General features: G+C 70.5%; 20 protein-coding genes. 8 read left to right on the forward strand and 12 right to left on the reverse strand.

Annotation, left to right across the window (positions count from 1 at the left end):
* A partial coding sequence (locus ASG00_RS13530; protein ID WP_235559600.1) for a DMT family transporter occupies positions 1-854 on the reverse strand: 854 nt, incomplete at its 3' end.
* An 18-nt stretch (positions 855-872) separates the two neighbouring features.
* On the opposite strand from ASG00_RS13530, the gene ASG00_RS13535 reads away from it, so the two are divergent.
* Positions 873-1,406, forward strand: coding sequence for a MarR family winged helix-turn-helix transcriptional regulator (locus ASG00_RS13535; protein WP_056210236.1), 534 nt, complete (start codon positions 873-875; stop codon positions 1,404-1,406).
* A gap of 72 nt (positions 1,407-1,478) precedes the next feature.
* Here the strand turns inward: ASG00_RS13535 and ASG00_RS13540 are convergent, their stop codons facing one another.
* From ASG00_RS13540 to ASG00_RS13550, 3 genes are all read right to left on the reverse strand, one after another.
* Positions 1,479-1,976: an HNH endonuclease gene (locus ASG00_RS13540; protein ID WP_045246728.1), complete on the reverse strand. Its 498-nt coding sequence runs from the start codon at positions 1,974-1,976 to the stop codon at positions 1,479-1,481.
* 325 nt (positions 1,977-2,301) lie between these two features.
* Entirely contained in the window at positions 2,302-3,204 is a 903-nt protein-coding gene (locus ASG00_RS13545) for a M23 family metallopeptidase (RefSeq protein ID WP_235557421.1), read from the reverse strand.
* Positions 3,205-3,452: 248 nt separating this feature from the next.
* Entirely contained in the window at positions 3,453-4,154 is a 702-nt protein-coding gene (locus tag ASG00_RS13550) for a metal-dependent transcriptional regulator (protein ID WP_056210237.1), read from the reverse strand.
* 133 nt (positions 4,155-4,287) lie between these two features.
* Here ASG00_RS13550 and serC point away from each other — a divergent pair, with 133 nt between their 5' ends.
* A complete protein-coding gene (gene serC / locus ASG00_RS13555) occupies positions 4,288-5,400 on the forward strand; it encodes a phosphoserine transaminase (protein WP_056210239.1) in 1,113 nt (370 codons plus the stop codon).
* Positions 5,401-5,424: 24 nt separating this feature from the next.
* On the opposite strand, the gene ASG00_RS13560 is transcribed toward serC, so the two are convergent.
* From ASG00_RS13560 to ASG00_RS13570, 3 genes are read right to left on the reverse strand one after another with little or no spacing between them, the layout of a single operon-like run.
* Positions 5,425-5,886, reverse strand: a complete 462-nt coding sequence (locus ASG00_RS13560; protein WP_045246731.1) for an SRPBCC domain-containing protein — start codon at positions 5,884-5,886, stop codon at positions 5,425-5,427.
* Positions 5,887-5,930: 44 nt separating this feature from the next.
* A complete protein-coding gene (locus tag ASG00_RS13565; protein ID WP_082483254.1) occupies positions 5,931-6,773 on the reverse strand; it encodes a DUF3027 domain-containing protein in 843 nt (280 codons plus the stop codon).
* Positions 6,766-7,149: a cold-shock protein gene (locus tag ASG00_RS13570; protein ID WP_045246732.1), complete on the reverse strand. Its 384-nt coding sequence runs from the start codon at positions 7,147-7,149 to the stop codon at positions 6,766-6,768. The genes ASG00_RS13565 and ASG00_RS13570 overlap by 8 nt, the downstream gene beginning before the upstream one ends.
* A gap of 106 nt (positions 7,150-7,255) precedes the next feature.
* Between ASG00_RS13570 and ASG00_RS13575 the strand changes: the two genes are divergently transcribed.
* The 6 genes from ASG00_RS13575 to ASG00_RS13600 all read left to right on the forward strand — a co-directional run bounded on the left by ASG00_RS13575 (position 7,256) and on the right by ASG00_RS13600 (position 13,908).
* A complete protein-coding gene (locus tag ASG00_RS13575) occupies positions 7,256-7,531 on the forward strand; it encodes a hypothetical protein (RefSeq protein ID WP_045246733.1) in 276 nt (91 codons plus the stop codon).
* Positions 7,532-7,534: 3 nt separating this feature from the next.
* Positions 7,535-9,256, forward strand: coding sequence for a helicase-associated domain-containing protein (locus ASG00_RS13580; protein ID WP_056210241.1), 1,722 nt, complete (start codon positions 7,535-7,537; stop codon positions 9,254-9,256).
* 42 nt (positions 9,257-9,298) lie between these two features.
* On the forward strand, positions 9,299-10,951 hold the full coding sequence (locus tag ASG00_RS13585) for a DNA repair helicase XPB (RefSeq protein WP_056210242.1): 1,653 nt from the start codon (positions 9,299-9,301) through the stop codon (positions 10,949-10,951).
* A gap of 75 nt (positions 10,952-11,026) precedes the next feature.
* Positions 11,027-11,719: a response regulator transcription factor gene (locus tag ASG00_RS13590; protein WP_045246736.1), complete on the forward strand. Its 693-nt coding sequence runs from the start codon at positions 11,027-11,029 to the stop codon at positions 11,717-11,719.
* A 37-nt stretch (positions 11,720-11,756) separates the two neighbouring features.
* Complete coding sequence (locus tag ASG00_RS13595; protein ID WP_082483255.1) at positions 11,757-13,505, forward strand: sensor histidine kinase; 1,749 nt, start codon at positions 11,757-11,759, stop codon at positions 13,503-13,505.
* A gap of 115 nt (positions 13,506-13,620) precedes the next feature.
* Entirely contained in the window at positions 13,621-13,908 is a 288-nt protein-coding gene (locus ASG00_RS13600) for a WXG100 family type VII secretion target (protein ID WP_056210245.1), read from the forward strand.
* A gap of 97 nt (positions 13,909-14,005) precedes the next feature.
* On the opposite strand, the gene groL is transcribed toward ASG00_RS13600, so the two are convergent.
* The 5 genes from groL to ASG00_RS18630 form a co-directional block, all read right to left on the reverse strand.
* Positions 14,006-15,625 (reverse strand): chaperonin GroEL, encoded by a 1,620-nt coding sequence (groL, locus tag ASG00_RS13605; RefSeq protein ID WP_045246738.1) that lies wholly within the window; start codon positions 15,623-15,625, stop codon positions 14,006-14,008.
* A 185-nt stretch (positions 15,626-15,810) separates the two neighbouring features.
* A complete protein-coding gene (locus ASG00_RS13610) occupies positions 15,811-16,014 on the reverse strand; it encodes a cold-shock protein (RefSeq protein WP_045246739.1) in 204 nt (67 codons plus the stop codon).
* A gap of 143 nt (positions 16,015-16,157) precedes the next feature.
* Positions 16,158-16,751, reverse strand: coding sequence for a LytR C-terminal domain-containing protein (locus ASG00_RS13615; protein WP_056210247.1), 594 nt, complete (start codon positions 16,749-16,751; stop codon positions 16,158-16,160).
* A 56-nt stretch (positions 16,752-16,807) separates the two neighbouring features.
* Positions 16,808-17,059 (reverse strand): DUF3263 domain-containing protein, encoded by a 252-nt coding sequence (locus tag ASG00_RS13620; RefSeq protein ID WP_056210249.1) that lies wholly within the window; start codon positions 17,057-17,059, stop codon positions 16,808-16,810.
* A gap of 9 nt (positions 17,060-17,068) precedes the next feature.
* Positions 17,069-17,521, reverse strand: a 453-nt coding sequence (locus tag ASG00_RS18630) for a DUF2332 family protein (protein WP_235559601.1), incomplete at its 5' end; no start/stop codon positions are given.

A 17,521-nucleotide genomic window follows, 5' to 3' on the forward strand; every position in this document is an offset into this window, starting at 1 on the left:
AGCACGAGCACGAGACCGGCGATCTGCGCGAGGCCGAAGGCCTCGCCGGCGAGCGCCACCCCGAGCACGACCCCGGTCACCGGGTTGAGCAGTCCCACGACCCCGACGACGCTGCCGGGCAGGCGGGCGAGCCCCGTGAACCAGGCGGCGTACGCGAGCACGGTGGCCACCACGATGACGTAGGCGAAGCCCGCGATGGCGGGCGGGTCGAGCACCGGCGGCGCCCCCTCGACGAGGATCGCGAACGGCAGCACGACGATGGATCCCGCCACGAGCTGCCAGGCGGTCATCGTGACCGGCGGCACCCCCGCACCCCATTTCGCGGTCAGCACGAATCCGAGGGTCGACGAGAGCATCGCCCCGATCGAGGCGACCACACCCCAGGGGTCGACCGGGCCGCCGCCCGGCCCGAGCATGATCACGACGCCGACGATGCCGACGAGGGCGCCGACGACGGCGATCACCCGGGGGCGCTGGCCCCGCAGCATCCACGACAGCAGGATCATGAAGGCGGCCGACGTCGACATCAGGGTCGCAGCGAGGCTCGAGGGGAGCCGTTGGCCGACGATGTAGACGAGCACGTTCAGGCCGCCGACGGTCAGGGTGCCGAGCACGAGCGAGCGCCACCACCACGAGCCGCGCGGCAGCACCCGCACGAACGCGAGCACGACGAGGCCGGCGGGGAGGCATCGGATCACCCCGCCCCAGAGCGGGATGTCGGGCGGCAGCAGATGCCGGGTGACGACGTAGGTGCTCCCCCAGGCGATGGGCGCGATCGCGGTCAGGAGGATCCAGCGCCATCTTTTATCTTCCACGGAAGATAATCTACCGCGATCTCGACGTTCCCCTTCCATGGAAGATAAGGTCGCGTCATGGATGCCGCCCCCGACCGCGTCGCGCAGATCCAGGCCGACTGGCGGCGCGAGCGACCCGATCTCGACCCGTCGCCACAGGGAGTCATCGGACGCCTGCATCGCCTCGCGCTCGCCCTCACCGCCGAGCTCGTGCCGGTCTACGCCGCCCACAGCCTCACCGAGGCCGAGTTCGACCTGCTCGCGAGCCTGCGCCGCATCGGCGCCCCCTACGAGCTGCCCGCCGGAGAGCTCGCCGCCCACACCATGGTCACCACCGGCGGACTCACCAAGCGCGTCGACCGGCTCGTGCAGCGCGGCCTCGTCGCCCGCACCGGCTCCGCCACCGACGCCCGCCGCCGCCTCGTGCGCCTGACCCCCGCGGGCGTCGCCCTCATCAACGCCGCCTTCACCGACCACATGCACAACGAGCGCCGCCTCGTGCAGCTGCTGAGCGACACGGATGCCGCGGCCCTCGAGTCCGCCCTCACGCACTGGCTCGCCGCGCTCGGCGGCGACGATCCGACCACCCCGGGCGCTCTCCCGGCACGCTGACCCGAGCGCACGCTGACCCGAGCGCGCGGGACGACGCGGCCACCCCCGGTGGCCGCACCCGCCCGTGCGGGGCTACGCGGCGAGCGCCAGGTACGGCTCCCACCGCGGATCGGCCCGCTCGGTGCCGCGCACGGTCCACTGCGCGCCGCGCGGGGCGCCCGGCTCCATGCGCAGCGTCCACGCCATCTCCTGCGGCGTGCGGTCGCCCTTCACGTTGTTGCACCGCAGGCAGCAGGCCACGAGGTTCTCCCACGTGTCCTTGCCCCCGCGCGACCGCGGCTGCACGTGATCGATCGTCGACGCCGCCTTCCCGCAGTAGGCGCAGCGGTTGCCGTCGCGACGCAGCACGCCTCGGCGGGTGACCGGCACCCGGCGCGCGCCGGGCACGCGCACATAGCGGCTCAGGATGATCACGGCGGGTCTGTCGCACGCGCCGCGCAGCCCCACGACGGGGTCTCCTTCGACGCGTTCGACGACCGTGGCCTTCTCGTTCATCACGAGCACGAGGGCTCGTTTGAAGGAGACCACGGCCAATGGCTCATAGCCGGCGTTCAGCACCAGGGTGCGCATATCTCGTGTCCTCTCGAATCGCCGGGACGGCTTCGCGGATATTCGATTCGTGACGCGAGGGAGAGTCTTCAGGGCATGAAAAAAGGCGCTGTCTCACAGACAGCGCCTTGGACGCACGGCGACCCCGTGGCATCCGCTCACATGATGCCGAAGGACGAGCAGACCGAGCGCGTCCGTGGTGCGGATGCGAGGTATGCAGCCCATCGGCTTCCTCCGAATCTCTCTCGGCGTCGAGTCAGAGAATAACCCACCACGACACGCCCGGGCGCACAACGGCCCTGAACACGAGGTTGCGTGTCGGGGAACGAGAGAGCGGATGCCTCGCTCAGCCCGCGTTCTGCTGCAGCCAGGCGTACGGGTCGACGTAGTTGCCGTTGATCTTCACCTCGAAGTGGAGGTGGTTGGCGGTCGACTGCCCGGTGGAGCCCATGAGGCCGATGATCTGTCCCACCTGCACCTGCTGGCCGGGCTGCACGAGCACGCCGCCGTCCTCGAGGTGGCCGTAGAGGGTGCTGACCTGCTGGCCGTTGATCACGCTGTCGATGACGATCGCGTGTCCGTAGCCGTAGTAGTAGTTGCCCGCGGCCGCGACGCGCACGGTTCCTGCGGCGGCGGCGAAGATCGGGGTGCCCTGGGCGTTGAGCAGGTCGACGCCCATGTGGGTGCCGCCGCGCGAGAGGAAGCCGTCGCCGACCCTGGTGCCCGCCATGTCGACCGGCCAGCGCACGATCCCGCTGCCGGGGGCGACGAGGCTCAGGTTGACCGACGCGACGCGGCTGACGACGCTCGCCGACTTCGCGCGGGCAGCGGCCGCCTCGGCGGCCTTCTTCTTCGCGAGCTCATCGGCGGTCGTGGCCGAGTAGCTGTCACGCGTGATGCTCGACTGCGAGGCATCCGAGGCGATCACGAGCGACTGGGCGTTCTCGGCGGCGAGCTGCTGCACGGTCTGGGTTCCATCGCCCGAGGAGAACGCGCCGTAGGCGGGGAGGGCGACGGTCGCGACCAGACCGCCGACCATCGTCAGGATGACGACGCTGCGCACGGGGCCGGCCGCGCCCTTGCGGCGGGGAGCGCTGGAAGTGGGGCGCACGGCGCTCGCCACCTGCTTCACCTTTCCCTTGGCCGCCTCTGCGGCAAGACGTGCGCCCTCTCGGGTGCTGCGCCTCGTGGCGGGGGCCGTCGCGGTCTCACCGCTCTCGGGGGTAGGCGAAATCTCGTTGTCGGTCACTCAATCCTCCGGCGCCCCTGGCGGCGTGCGCCCGGCTCGTCGGCACTGTGTGTTTCGGGCACGTGGTGCGGGTCGCGGAGGGAAGGACGAGCCGATGGGGCGATTCACTCCGGGTCCGTCGGCGGGATTGTCGCCTGTGGACTGTGACAGGCTACCCGACGGTAACGAACATGTCACGTCGATCTGACGGCGCGTGCGGATGCCGCGGCATCCCGACCCGCGGCGTCGGCGCCCCCGGGCGCCGACGATCAGGCGCGGTCGTCGACGAGGAAGATGTGCGCGGCGACCTCGATCGGCAGCTCCAGCCCCTCGTCGGTGCCGTCCATCTGCACGAGCACGTAGCCCTCGCTGTAGCGATAGGTGCCGGATGCTCCGGGCACGACGCCCGCGCCGCGCAACTGCTGCAGCAGCTCGGGGTCGACCTGGGCGGGCTCGGCGAGTCGGCGCACGGTGCCGGTGACGGGCTCGTCGCTGTCGCCGAGGCGGCGCACGAGTCCGACCACACCCTGCTCGAACGTGGTCGCCGGGCTGTCGCCGAGCTGATCGAGGCCGGGGATCGGGTTGCCGTAGGGCGACTCGGTGGGGTGACCGAGCAGCTGCACCAGTCGACGCTCGACCTGCTCGCTCATCACGTGCTCCCAGCGGCAGGCCTCTTCGTGCACATAGGCCCAGTCGAGGCCGATCACGTCGGAGAGGAGGCGTTCGGCGAGACGGTGCTTGCGCATCACGTCGACGGCCTTCTGGCGCCCCGCGCCGGTGAGCTCGAGCGACCGGTCGTCGGCGACGACGACGAGGCCGTCGCGCTCCATGCGCCCGACCGTCTGCGAGACCGTGGGTCCGGAGTGCCCGAGCCGCTCCGAGATGCGGGCACGCAGCGGGATGATGTTCTCCTCCTCGAGCTCGAGGATCGTGCGCAGATACATCTCGGTGGTGTCGATGAGATCGGTCATGCGGAGTCCTCGGGGCGCAAGAAGGGAATGAGGAAACCCTATCCAATCCCCGCCGACACCGGGCCGCGCGGTGGGGCGATCGCGTGCGTCATGGGGGCGTCGCGGCATCCGTCGCGCCTTTAGGATCGGTGTCATGCCCCATGTCGTGCTGCCCCGCGAGATCCTGCCCACCGACGGACGCTTCGGCTGCGGGCCGTCGAAGATCCGCGCCGCCCAGCTCGAGCACCTTGTGGGCCCCGGTGCGAGCATCCTCGGCACCTCGCACCGCAAGTCGCCGGTGAAGAACCTCGTCGGCAGCACGCGCGCCCGCCTTGCGGAGCTGCTGCGCCTGCCCGCCGGCTACGAGATCATCCTCGGCAACGGCGGATCGACCGCCTTCTGGGATGCCGCGGCATTCGGTCTGATCGAGCGCCGGGCGCAGAACCTCGTGTTCGGCGAGTTCGGCGGCAAGTTCGCGAGCGCCGCCGCGGCACCGTGGCTCGAGGCGCCCGATGTGCGCAAGGCGGAGCCCGGCACGTCGCTCGTCGCCGAGGCGGTCACGGGCGTCGACGTCTACGCGTGGCCGCACAATGAGACCTCCACGGGCGTCGCCACCGAGATCCGTCGTGTGCACGGCGACGAGGGCGCGCTCACCGTCATCGACGCGACGAGCGCCGCGGGCGGCATCGACTTCTCCGTCGCCGAAGCAGACGTCTACTACTTCGCGCCGCAGAAGAACCTCGGCTCCGACGGTGGGCTCTGGTACGCGGCGGTCTCGCCCGCCGCGATCGAGCGCATCGAGCGCATCGCCGCCTCGGGCCGCTACATCCCGGAGTTCCTGAGCCTGAAGAACGCACTCGACAACTCGCGCCTGCAGCAGACGCTCAACACCCCCGCGGTCTCGACTCTGCTGCTGCTGGACTCCCAGCTGGAGTGGATCCTCGAGAACGGCGGGCTGCAGTGGGCCGACGCCCGCACCCACGAGTCGTCGCAGGCGCTCTACGACTGGGCCGAGGCATCCGAGGTCGCAACCCCGTTCGTCGCGAACCCCGCCGACCGCTCGCCGGTGGTGGCGACGATCGACTTCGTCGAGGGGGTGGATGCCGCGGCGATCTCCGACAGCCTGCGCCACAACGGCATCGTCGACACCGAGCCCTACCGCAAGCTCGGCCGCAACCAGCTGCGCATCGCGACGTTCGTCTCGATCGAGCCGGACGACGTGCGCCAGTTGATCCGCAGCATCGACTACACGCTCGAGCACCTCTGATCCGGGGCGTGCCCCGACGGCACGTCAGGGTTCGAGGTGGGCGGCGAGGTTGGCCAGCGACGAGGTGATCCCCGTCGCGTGGTCGCGCGCGCGGATGCCGGGCGGCACGTCGCGCGCCTCGATCGTGACCTCGGCGCCCTCGGGAGTGTCCCGAACGCGCCATTCCATGGTCATGACGCCGGCGATCCCCGTGTCGTCTCCGACGAAGGTGACCGCCTGCACGATCCGCTCGCCGGGCACGACCTCGATGATGCGCACGTCGCTCACGTCGGCATCCGCCGTCGTCTTGCCCGGCGCGCCAGACGGATCGTCGTAGGTCAGCACGAGCCGGTAGCCGCCGCCGGCGCGCAGATCGAAGCGCTCGAACCGGCCGCGCATTCCGGCCGGCGGCAGCCAGGTGAGCAGTGCATCGGGGTCGATGAGCGCCCGGAACGCCTCGGCCGGGGAGACATGCACGAGCAGGCTCGCGCGATCGGTGCGCCGCATGCTCGCAGGCTACTCGCGACGCTCGCGCCGCGGGTCAGCTCGTTCTAGTCGCGGCCCTCGTCGGCGGACGTCGCCGCATCGGCGTCGTCATCCTGGTCGTCGGCGTCATCCGCGTCGTCGATGTCGAGATCGTCGTCGGTGTCGTCTTCGAGCTCGTCGGTGTCGTCTTCGAGCTCGTCGGTGTCGTCGTCGCCCTCGAGGTCGTCGTCGCCGTCGAGGTCGTCGGTGTCGAGATCGTCCTCGTCGATGTCCACGCCGTCGACGTCGCCGGCGTGCAGCAACGACTCGTCGGCGTCGAAGTCGTCGTCCTCATCGTCGTCGTCCGCGTCCTCATCGAGGTCGTCGTCGTCATCCAGGTCGTCGTCGAGATCGGCATCGTCATCGGCCTCGTCGAGCTCGTCGGCATCGGATGCCGCGGCGAGCTGCGCCTGCTGCTCCTTGTACTCGGCGAGGCGCACCGCCCACGGCACCCAGTCGGGCGCCAGCAGCGCGTCATCGCCCGGAAGCAGCTCGACTTCGAGCACGGTCGGCTCGGTGTCGGCGACGCGGGCGAGGGACACATTCCAGAACCAGCCCGGATAGCCCGGCTGCGTCGTCGTGAACAGCAGTGTGATCACGCCGCCGGGCTCCGCACGATATCCCGCAGGCTCGCCGATGTTCGCGGCCGGGGTGATCTCGGCGAGCGCGGCGCGGGCCAACTCGACGCTGTTCAGCAGTTCGGGATCGGGGTCGACGTCCGGCTCCGCGGCCAGCTCGGCACTGTGCTCCGGCTCGACCACGACATCAGGCTCGGCCGCGAGCTCAGGCTCGGCCGCGCCGGTCGGCTCGACCACCGCATCGGTCGGGATCGGGGCATCCCGATCGTCGACGCCCTCGATGTCAGGCATCGAGGTCGTCCGCGACCTTGCGCAGCACGGCGGCGACCTTCTTGCCGTGCGAGCCGCTCGGGTAGCGGCCGTGACGCAGATCGGCGCCGATGCCGTCGAGCAGCTTCACGAGGTCCTCGACGATGACCGCCATGTCGTCGGCGTTCTTGCGCGAGCGCTTGGCGAGGCTCACAGGAGCCTCGAGCACACGCACCGACAGTGCCTGCGGTCCGCGCTTGCCGTCGGCGACGCCGAACTCGACACGGGTGCCGGTCTTGGGCGCCGCGGAACCCGCCGGCAGCGCCGTGGCGTGGAGGAAGACGTCCTGACCGTCGTCGGTCTGGATGAAGCCGAAGCCCTTCTCCTCGTCGTAGAACCTGACCTTGCCGGTGGGCATGGGAGAACCTCGCTGAATCGGCCCCGCAGGGCGGGGTGGGAACGTGTGCTGGCGCGGTGCGCCATCCCCTCAGCCTAGGCCACGCGTACCCATTAGGCTGATGCCGATGAGCAATCGCACTCAGGGGAACGACGTCCCCGTCCGCAGGATCGACCGGGTCCTTGTGTTCATGTCGCTCGGCATCCTTGTGCTGTCGATCCTGTGCTTCTTCGCCGTGATCATCGGCACGTGGCTCGGCATGCACCAGGCCGATTTCCTGACGGGCGCATGGCCGGTCGTCGCGGTCCTCCCCCTCATCGGGCTGCCGATCGCCTTCGTGCTGATGATGGTCGTCATCATCATGTCGTTCGTGCGGAGGGCTCGGGCCAACCGGGGGAAGTGACCCGTGCCTCGGTCCTCTGACGAACGCGCGCTCGCGAGCGCCCTCGCAGAGCTGACCGATGCCCAGCTGGTCGTTGTGCTCGACGCCCGGCAGCTGCCTGCCGCGGGGTCCTGGGACGACTTCTTCGACCTCGCCGACACCCTCCTCGACGACGCCGCCGTGACCCGCACCCTCGCCGCCCTCACCCGTGCCGAACTGCACGACCTCCACGCGGCGGGCACCTCCCCGCTGCCGACCACCGCCTCACCGCGCCTGCGGGAGCTGGCCCTTCTCGACGCCGACGGCGCCCCGCTCTCCTCCGTGGCGGCCAAGGCCGCCGAGGCGACGGATGCCGCCCCCTTCTCCCTCACGGACGCACCGGCGCCGAGCGGCGCCCTGGCGACGGGCACGGCGGCCGAGCAGGCGATGACCTCCGCAGCCGCCCTCGCCGACCTCGTCGTCTGGTCCTCGTCGAACCCCTTGGCCCGCACGGCGACGGGGGCTGTCACCGCGACGGAGCGAAAGCGACTCATCGAGGCGGGCGCGATCACCGACGCCGCCGAGCTCGACGACCTGGTCGCGCTCGGCGCGACGGCCGGTCTCCTCACGGCCGTCGACCGCGAATGGCTCGCGACCCCCGACGGCGCCGAATGGCTCGAGCTCGGCACCGTCGACCGGTGGCGGCGCGTGGCGGAGGCGTTCGCGCGGGCCCTGCCCCGCGGCATCCGCTCACCCGACGGCGGATACGCGGCATCCACGGTGTGGCCGGGTGCCTACCCGCGCGACACCGCCTGGCCCGCCGCCGCGGCGTCCCTCGTCTCGCAGGCCACCCGATGGGGGCTGATCGCCGCCGACGGCTCGGAGCCCGCGTGGGCCGCGCCGCTGCGCGCCGGCGCTCCCGCCGACGTCGCCGCACTCGCCCAGCATCTCGCCCCGGAGATCGACCGGGTCTATGTGCAAGCCGATCTGTCGGTGATCGCGCCCGGCACGCTGGTGCCGTCCGTCGAGCTGCGCCTGCGCGCCATGGCCCACCGCGAGACGCGCGCGCAGGCCTCGACCTACCGGTTCAGCGCCGAGACGCTGCGTGCCGCCGTCGCCGCCGGCGAGACGGCCGACAGCCTCCGCGCATTCATCGCCGGCATCTCGTTGACCGGCATCCCGCAGCCGCTCGACTACCTGATCGACGAGGCCGCCGACCGCCGCACGGTCGCGCGCGTGGGCATCGACCCCGTGTCGGGGAACACGATCGTCTCCGCCGACGACCCGCAGGTGCTCGCCACCATCGCCGTCGACCAGGCGGTGCGACCGGTCGGCCTCGTGCGCGACGGCGATCGGCTCGTGTCCCGCGTCTCGCGCGACGCCGTCTTCTGGACCCTCGTCGACGCCCGCTACTCCGCCGCCGCGATCGACGCTGACGGCGATGTCGAGCGGTTGCGGCGCCGCACGGCGAGCCCGGCACCGGTCGCGGCCGTCGCCCCGGCCGAGCGCTACGCGCCCCTCATCGCCCGGCTGCGCGCCGCCCACAGCGAGAACGCGGATGCCGCGTGGCTCGAGCGCGAGCTCGAACAGGCCGTCAAGACACGGGCGACGATCGAGGTCGCCGTCGAGCTTCCGGGTGGCGACCTGCGCTCGTTCACGATCGAGGCGACGGGCCTCGGCGGCGGGCGGCTGCGCGGCCGCGACCGCGCCGTCGACGTCGAGCGCACACTTCCCGTCTCGAGCATCCGCAGCGCGCGCCCCGTCTGAACGCAGCCGCCGCACCTGCTCCGGGCGGTAGACTGAGCGGCTATGTCAGACGGCCCCCTCATCGTGCAGAGCGACCGCACCGTGCTCCTCGAAGTGGCGCATCCCGCCGCGGAGGACGCGCGGCACGAGCTCGCGGTGTTCGCCGAGCTGGAACGCGCACCCGAGCACATCCACACCTATCGCATCACCCGCCTCGGGCTGTGGAACGCGCGCGCCGCGGGGCACGCGGCATCCGACATGCTCGCGACCCTCGACCGCTGGTCGCGGTTCCCGGTTCCGCCGTCGGTGTCCACCGACATCCGCGAGACCGTCGAGCGCTACGGGCGCCTGGTGATCGAGCGTGACGACGTGCCCGGCTACGAGGACGCCCTGGTGCTGCGGTCGACGGATGCCGCGGTGCTCACCGAGGTGGCCCGCAACAAGCGCATCCAGCCGCTGCTGATCTCCCACCCCGACGCCGGCACGTACGTGATCGACGCGTGGGCGCGTGGGCACATCAAGCAGGAGCTGCTGAAGATCGGATGGCCCGCGGAGGACCGCGCCGGCTACACGCCGGGCACGCCGCATCCCATCGACCTCGATGAGGGCCCGTGGCATCTGCGCCCCTACCAGCGCAAGGCCGTCACGACCTTCGCCGAGGGCGGGTCGGGCGTCGTGGTGCTCCCCTGCGGCGCGGGTAAGACGCTCGTCGGCGCGGCGGCGATGGCCGAGACCAAGACCACCACCCTCATCCTCGTGACGAACGCCGTCAGCGCCCGGCAGTGGCGCGACGAGCTTCTCAAGCGCACGACCCTCACCGCCGAGGAGATCGGGGAGTACTCCGGGCAGGTCAAGGAGGTCAAGCCGATCACGATCGCGACCTATCAGATCCTCACCGCGAAGCGGAAGGGCGAGTACGCCCACCTGTCCCTGCTCGATGCGCTCGACTGGGGCCTCATCGTCTACGACGAGGTGCACCTGCTGCCGGCCCCGGTCTTCAAGCTCACCGCCGACCTGCAGGCCCGCAAACGCCTCGGCCTCACCGCCACCCTCGTGCGCGAGGACGGCCGTGAGGGCGACGTCTTCAGTCTCATCGGCCCCAAGCGCTTCGATGCGCCGTGGAAGGAGATCGAGTCGCAGGGCTTCATCTCCCCCGCCGCCTGCTACGAGGTGCGGGTCGACCTTCCGGCAGGCGACCGGCTCGAGTACGCGGCGGCCGCCGATGAGGAGCGCTACCGTCTCGCGGCGACCGCGCCCGCCAAGATCGACGTCGTGCGTCGCCTCGCCGACCGGCACGTGGGCGAGCAGATCCTCGTGATCGGTCAGTACCTCGATCAGATCGACACCCTCGCCGAGGCGCTCGACGCCCCGAAGATCACCGGCGCGACCCCTGTCGACGAGCGCGAACGGCTCTACGCCGACTTCCGCGAAGGCCGCATCCCGCTCCTCGTGGTCTCGAAGGTCGCCAACTTCTCGGTCGATCTGCCCGAGGCATCCGTCGCCATCCAGGTGTCGGGGTCGTTCGGCTCCCGCCAGGAGGAGGCCCAACGGCTCGGCCGCCTGCTGCGCCCGAAGACCAGCGGTCACACGGCGAGCTTCTACACGCTCATCGCGCGCGACACGGTCGACCAGGACTTCGCCCAGAACCGTCAGCGCTTCCTCGCCGAGCAGGGCTACGCCTACACGATCCTCGACGCCCACGGCATCGCGGCCTGAGACGTTCGGGGCGCGCATCGGCGTGTTTCCGGATGTCTCAGCCCCCGCACGGGCGCAGATCACCATAATGGGGGCATGACTGCTGCACGCATCCTCGTCGTCGACGATGAGCCCAACATCCGCGATCTGCTGGTCACGAGCCTGAACTTCGCGGGCTTCCAGGTCCGGGCCGTCGCCAACGGGGCGCAGACCATCTCGGCCGTCCTCGAAGAGGAGCCCGACCTCATCGTGCTCGACGTGATGCTGCCCGACATGAACGGCTTCAGCGTCACCAAGCGCCTGCGCGAGGCCGGCTACACGGCCCCCATCCTGTTCCTGACCGCCAAGGACGACACCGAGGACAAGATCACCGGCCTCAACGTCGGCGGCGACGACTACGTCACGAAGCCGTTCTCTCTCGACGAGATCGTCGCGCGCATCCAGGCGATCCTGCGCCGTACGATGCAGGCCGACGAGGAGTCGGTCATCCGCGCCGGGGAGATCACCATGGACCAGGACACCCACGACGTGTTCGTCGGCGACGCCACCATCGAGCTCAGCCCCACCGAGTTCAAGCTGCTGCGCTACCTCATGCTCAACCCCAACCGCGTGCTCTCGAAGGCCCAGATCCTCGATCACGTGTGGGAGTACGACTTCAACGGCGACGCCGGCATCGTGGAGAGCTACATCTCCTACCTGCGCCGCAAGATCGACCCGCACGCCAGCGAGCCGCTCATCCAGACCAAGCGCGGCTTCGGCTACATGCTGAAGGCCGGCAAGTCGGCCTGACCGGTGCGCGCTGCGCACGCGGCGGCGTGATCGTCAGATGAGCGCCGCCAAGAGGGATCCGCTCACCGCCTGGTGGCGGAACATCAGCCTGCGGGCGAAGGTGACCGGGGTCACCGTCGCCGTGCTCGTCATCGGGCTCGTCGCCGCCGGCTTCGGCACGATGGTGTTCCTGCGCACGACGCTGCTCACGAACCTCGACACCACCCTGCTGCAGCTCGTCGGGCCCACCGGCGTCAACCAGCTCATCACGGTCACGACGGATGACGGCGCCGCGACCTTCGAGCGCAACAAGAGCGCCGTCGCGACCGACTACTTCGTCGCCATCTACGCCCCGGGCACGGGCGAGCGGCTCATCACCGCCGGCGGCGAGCCCGGCGCGCCGCAGCCGAACTTCCCGGCGACCTTCGCGCTCGACACCGCCTACACGCAGCAGGAGACGGTCTTCGAGCTGACCGGCGAGGACGACACGCACTTCCACGCGACGGTCTCGGTCACCCAGGTGCCCGGCACGAGCGCCTTCTACACGCAGATGGTCGTGATGCCGCTGGCTCCGACCGACCGTGTCGTGGCGACCTACCTCGGCATCTTCTCCCTGCTCGCGATCTTCATCGTGATCGCGAGCGCGTTCCTGGTGCGCTGGGTCGTGACCCTCACCTTCCGAAGCCTCGGCGCCGTGGAGCGCACGGCCGAGCTCATCGCCGCCGGCGACTTCAGCCAGCGCATGTCGGACGTCGAGTCGGAGACAACGGAGGTCGGGCGTCTCAAACGCGCGCTCAACGCCATGCTCGGCCGAGTCGACGAGTCGCTGTCGCAGCGCGACGCCACGGTGCGGCAGATGCGCCGCTTCATCGGCGACGCGAGCCATGAGCTGCGCACTCCGCTGGTGACCGTGCGCGGCTACGCGGAGCTCTACCGCATGGGAGCGATCCCCGAGGGAGCATCGACCGCGCAGGCGATGGAACGCATCGAGAAGGAGGCCATGCGCATGGGCGCCATGGTCGAGGATCTCCTCGCGCTCGCCCGGCTCGACGAGCGCCGCGACATCGAGGTGGTGCCACTCGACCTGCGCCCGATCGCTCGCGACGCCGCGCTCGACGTCGGGGCGTCGGCCCCCCAGCGCACGGTCACGGTGATCGACACGACGGCGGCGCACACGCGGATCCCGGATGCCGCGCATCCGACGCCGGGCGAGGCGCCCGAGCCGGAGACTCCCGCCGCCAAGCGGCGCGGGCGGGCTGCGGCATCCGCTCGCACCCGAGCCGCGGGAACGCTGGCACGCCTGCGCCGCCGACCCCGCACCGGCGAGGACGTCGGCACGGGAGAGCTCGCGGTGATGACCGAGCCGGTGTACGCGATGCCGCCGATCGTGATGGGCGAGGAGAATCGCGTGCGACAGGTCGTGGCGAACCTGCTCGGAAACGCGCAGAGGTTCTCCGCCCCTGACTCGCCGATCGAACTGCGGGTGGGCACCGACGAGACGGCCGGCCTCGGGTGGATCGAGGTCATCGACCACGGCGAGGGCATCCCCGAGCAGATCCGCGAGCAGATCTTCCAGCGGTTCTGGCGGGCCGACACCTCCCGCGCGCGCGAGACCGGCGGGTCGGGTCTCGGACTGTCGATCGTCGCGTCGATCGTCGATGCGCTGCACGGCTCGGTCGAGGTGAGCGACAGCGCGGGCGGGGGCGCGACATTCCGGGTGTCGCTGCCGCTCGCTGTGCATCAGGATGTCGCGGCGCACCTGCTGATCGAGACCCAACCTCTCCCCCGTCTCAGCCGCGCGGACTGACGCGCGTCCTCCCCAGGCGGGCGTGCGCATGCGCTCTCCCCCGCGTGGTCGTCCCGTCAGCGGCCGCGCTGCCGCGGCGCCCTAGCGTGGGGGCACCAGACGAAAGGAGCCTCCCATGGCCGTGTTCTCCGCCGACAGTGACCAGATCCTCGCCGCCACCGGTGCCGTGCGCGGCACCATCGACCGGCTGCAGGGCGAGGCGGCCACGCTTCTCGCCCAGCTCACGCACCTGCAGTCCAGCTGGACGGGCTCGGCCGCCCTCGCTTTCCAGGGCAGCATCGATGGATGGCAAGCGACGTACCGCACGGTGGAGGAGAGCCTCGCCGGCATCAACGCCTCGCTCGTGCAGGCCGGCCAGGCCTACGCCCAGACCGAACAGCTCAACCTCGCACTCTTCCGCTGAGCGGGCGACGAGCCACATTCGCTCGCCACCGATGCGAAACGGCGGATGCCCCGGACCGTGAGGTCCGGGGCATCCGCCGTTTCGCAGGCGTCAGGACTCAGAAGTCCATGCCGCCGGTCGGGTCGCCCGCCGGAGCGGAGACCTTCTCGGGCTTGTCGGCGACGACGGCCTCGGTCGTGAGGAACAGGCCCGCGATCGACGCGGCGTTCTGCAGAGCCGAGCGGGTCACCTTGGCGGGGTCGATGATGCCCTGCGCGAAGAGGTCGCCGTACTCGCCGGTCGCGGCGTTGAGGCCGTGACCGGTGGGGAGCTCCGCCACCTTGTTCGCGACGACACCGGGCTCGAGACCGGCATTGAGCGCGATCTGCTTGAGGGGGGCCTCGATGGCGACCTTGACGATGTTCGCACCGGTCGCCTCGTCGCCCGTGAGCTCGAGGCTCGCGAACGCGATCTTGCCGGCCTGGATGAGCGCGACGCCGCCGCCGGGGACGATGCCCTCCTCGCCGGCCGCCTTCGCGTTGCGCACGGCGTCCTCGATACGGTGCTTACGCTCCTTGAGCTCGACCTCGGTCGCCGCACCCGCCTTGATGACGGCCACGCCGCCGGCGAGCTTGGCGAGGCGCTCCTGGAGCTTCTCGCGGTCGTAGTCGCTGTCGGTGTTGTCGATCTCGCGACGGATCTGGGTCACGCGGCCCTCGATCTGCGCGGGGTCGCCGGCACCCTCGACGATGGTGGTCTCGTCCTTGGTGATGATGACCTTGCGGGCGCGGCCGAGCAGGTCGAGGGTGGCGTTCTCGAGCTTGAGACCGACCTCCTCGGTGATGACCTGGCCACCGGTGAGGATGGCGATGTCCTGCAGCTGGGCCTTGCGGCGGTCGCCGAAGCCGGGGGCCTTGACGGCGGCCGACTTGAAGATGCCGCGGATCTTGTTCAGCACGAGCGTCGCGAGAGCTTCGCCCTCGACGTCCTCAGCGATGATGAGGAGCTCCTTGCCGTCCTGGATCACCTTGTCGACGACGGGCAGAAGGTCCTTGATGTTCGAGATCTTCTGGTTCGCGATGAGGATGTACGGGTCCTCGAAGACCGCCTCCTGGCGGTCGGGGTCCGTGACGAAGTAGGGGTTGATGTAGCCCTTGTCGAAGCGCATGCCCTCGGTGAGCTCGAGCTCGGTGCCGAAGGTGTTGGACTCCTCGACGGTGACCACGCCCTCCTTGCCCACCTTGTCGATGGCCTCGGCGATGAGCTCGCCGATCGCCGGGTCGGCGGCCGAGATCGACGCGGTGGCGGCGATCTCCTCCTTCGACTCGACCTCCTTGGCCGAGGCGAGCAGAGCGTCGGTGACGGCCTTCACGGCCTTCTCGATGCCCTTCTTCAGGCTGATGGGGTCGGCGCCGGCCGCGACGTTGCGCAGGCCTTCCTTGACGAGCGCCTGAGCGAGCACGGTCGCGGTGGTCGTACCGTCACCGGCGACGTCGTCGGTCTTCTTCGCGACCTCCTTGACGAGCTCCGCGCCGATCTTCTCGTACGGGTCGTCGAGCTCGATCTCCTTGGCGATCGAGACACCGTCGTTCGTGATCGTGGGGGCGCCCCACTTCTTCTCGAGCACGACGTTGCGACCGCGGGGGCCGAGCGTCACCTTGACGGCGTCGGCCAGGGTGTTGAGGCCGCGCTCGAGGCCGCGGCGGGCCTCCTCGTCGAAAGCAATGATCTTTGCCATTGTGTGTCGTCCCTCCCGGACGGGCTAGGTCTTTAGCACTCAGTCTGATCGAGTGCTAAATCATTCTGGCACTCGCCCCCGGGGAGTGCAAGCCGGTCGGAACGGGGCGTCACACCTCCCGACATGCGTCGACGCCGCCCCGAAGGACGGCGTCGATGTGAGAAGTGTGACGGGGATGCCGCGGCTCAGGCGACGACGCGCACGGCTTCCGCCTGCGGGCCCTTCTGGCCGGAACCGACGGTGAACTCGACCGCCTGCCCCTCTTCGAGCACACGGAACCCGTTCATCTCGATGTTGGAGTAGTGCACGAACACGTCCTGGCCGTCGGAGACGGTGATGAAGCCGTACCCCTTCTCAGCGTTGAACCATTTGACAGTGCCATGGGCCATGATGCGTACTCCTGAAGCTGTGTGACGCGGCCATCGTATCCACGCCGATAGGCGCGGATTCGCGGAGAACGCAACTGCTTACACGCGCGCATCGAAGTGTTTACGCCGCGGAAACACGGCCCGGGAACCGCCGCTCGACGGCCTCAGGGCGCGGGCGTGGCCGTGCCGAGCTGATAATCGGCGCCGAGCACGATCGTGAGCTGCTTGGTGCTCGCCGAGGTCGCACCGGGACTCGGCGTGCCGGAGGCACCGGTGTAGGCGTTGCTCTGCACGATGGAGCCGGCATTGAGGAGATCGGCGAGGCCCTTGGCGGCACCGAGGTCCGCGTCGGATGAGTAGTAGACGGTGGTCGTGGCGAAGCTCGTCGTGGAGGCGGCACCGGCGATCACCTTGTCGGCGGTCCACCCGGCGGCCTCGAGCCGGGCGACAGCATCCGTCGACGCAGCGGGATTGGCCGTGCCGTTGAGCACCAGGATCGAGTACGACGTGTCGCGCACGGCGGGAACCTCGGGGGTGTCGGAGTAGCTCGGCGCGGTCTGCGGCGTGAGGTCGATGCGGCCCGTGTAGACCATCGACGCGAAGATGCCGGCGACCAGGAGGACGACCGTTGCGATCGCGGCCCAGAAGAGCACGAGGCCGGCGCGCATGCGCGGGTTCTCGGCGCGGTGAGCGCCGACGCGGCCGGACGCGGCGGAGACGCCGTCGAAGCGATCGCGAGGGTAGGTCTGCCTGGACACCAGTGCATCGTACAAGTACGGTGCCCTCACTCCGCTCGACGTTCGCCGTGCGAACGTCAGGCCGACAGCCCGGAGGTGCGCCGGGCCCGGGCATCGACCCGGGCTGTGCGCAGGCGCCGCAGTCGGGCGACCAGCATGGGCTCCGCGGCGATCGCGTCGTCGGTGTCGATCAGGCGCCCGAGGAGTTGGTAGTAGCGCGCCGGGGCGAGCGAGAGCTCCGCTCGGATCGCCTCCTCTTTGCCGGCTCCGTGCCGCAGCCACCGCGCCTCGAAGTCGAGGATCGACCGGTCGCGTTCGGAGAGGGGCACGGCGTCAGATTACGACGCGGATGCCGCGGCATCCGCCCGCCACTCCACGAACCCGCCGAGCGGGTCGACGGCCGCGAGCACCTCGCCGTCTCGGGACAGCGCGAACCGGCCGGCGGGCCACGTGGCGGGATCGATCGGCGCGTTCCAGCCGTCGTGCAGCCCGGGGTCGTCGAGGGTGATCCAGGTGCCCGCGGCCCGAGCCGCATCGATGACGAGACCTCGGCGAGCGCGCGGCACGTGCGCGAGCACCCCGGGGGTCGTGACGACGAGGGTGGCACCGGTCGGCGCGAGCGCCGCCAGCTCGCCGATGGCGCCGTCCGCGGCATCGGCGGCGCGCAGCAGGGGCGGATCGGCGGCGGCGATGTCGAGCGACCGCTCGATGCGCTCCGCACGCCCGCTCTCGCCGGGCCAGACCAGCGCGGTCAGCCAGCGGCGGGTGGCTGTATCCCGAGGATCCAGGGG

The sequence above is a fragment of the Microbacterium sp. Leaf351 genome, assembly GCF_001423825.1.
In the GTDB taxonomy this organism is placed as follows: Bacteria; Actinomycetota; Actinomycetes; order Actinomycetales; family Microbacteriaceae; genus Microbacterium; species Microbacterium ginsengisoli.

What these genes read in the sequence shown, in the direction of transcription:
- serC (WP_056210239.1), top strand. Translation starts at nt 4,288, where the DNA reads ATGCCCCATGTCGTGCTGCCCCGCGAGATCCTGCCCACCGACGGACGC.
- ASG00_RS13610 (WP_045246739.1), bottom strand. Translation starts at nt 16,014, where the DNA reads ATGGCCCATGGCACTGTCAAATGGTTCAACGCTGAGAAGGGGTACGGC.
- ASG00_RS13595 (WP_082483255.1), top strand. Translation starts at nt 11,757, where the DNA reads ATGAGCGCCGCCAAGAGGGATCCGCTCACCGCCTGGTGGCGGAACATC.
- groL (WP_045246738.1), bottom strand. Translation starts at nt 15,625, where the DNA reads ATGGCAAAGATCATTGCTTTCGACGAGGAGGCCCGCCGCGGCCTCGAG.
- ASG00_RS13560 (WP_045246731.1), bottom strand. Translation starts at nt 5,886, where the DNA reads ATGCGGCGCACCGATCGCGCGAGCCTGCTCGTGCATGTCTCCCCGGCC.
- ASG00_RS13590 (WP_045246736.1), top strand. Translation starts at nt 11,027, where the DNA reads ATGACTGCTGCACGCATCCTCGTCGTCGACGATGAGCCCAACATCCGC.
- ASG00_RS13585 (WP_056210242.1), top strand. Translation starts at nt 9,299, where the DNA reads ATGTCAGACGGCCCCCTCATCGTGCAGAGCGACCGCACCGTGCTCCTC.
- ASG00_RS13565 (WP_082483254.1), bottom strand. Translation starts at nt 6,773, where the DNA reads ATGCCTGACATCGAGGGCGTCGACGATCGGGATGCCCCGATCCCGACC.
- ASG00_RS13550 (WP_056210237.1), bottom strand. Translation starts at nt 4,154, where the DNA reads ATGACCGATCTCATCGACACCACCGAGATGTATCTGCGCACGATCCTC.
- ASG00_RS13535 (WP_056210236.1), top strand. Translation starts at nt 873, where the DNA reads ATGGATGCCGCCCCCGACCGCGTCGCGCAGATCCAGGCCGACTGGCGG.
- ASG00_RS13575 (WP_045246733.1), top strand. Translation starts at nt 7,256, where the DNA reads ATGAGCAATCGCACTCAGGGGAACGACGTCCCCGTCCGCAGGATCGAC.
- ASG00_RS13600 (WP_056210245.1), top strand. Translation starts at nt 13,621, where the DNA reads ATGGCCGTGTTCTCCGCCGACAGTGACCAGATCCTCGCCGCCACCGGT.
- ASG00_RS13540 (WP_045246728.1), bottom strand. Translation starts at nt 1,976, where the DNA reads ATGCGCACCCTGGTGCTGAACGCCGGCTATGAGCCATTGGCCGTGGTC.
- ASG00_RS13570 (WP_045246732.1), bottom strand. Translation starts at nt 7,149, where the DNA reads ATGCCCACCGGCAAGGTCAGGTTCTACGACGAGGAGAAGGGCTTCGGC.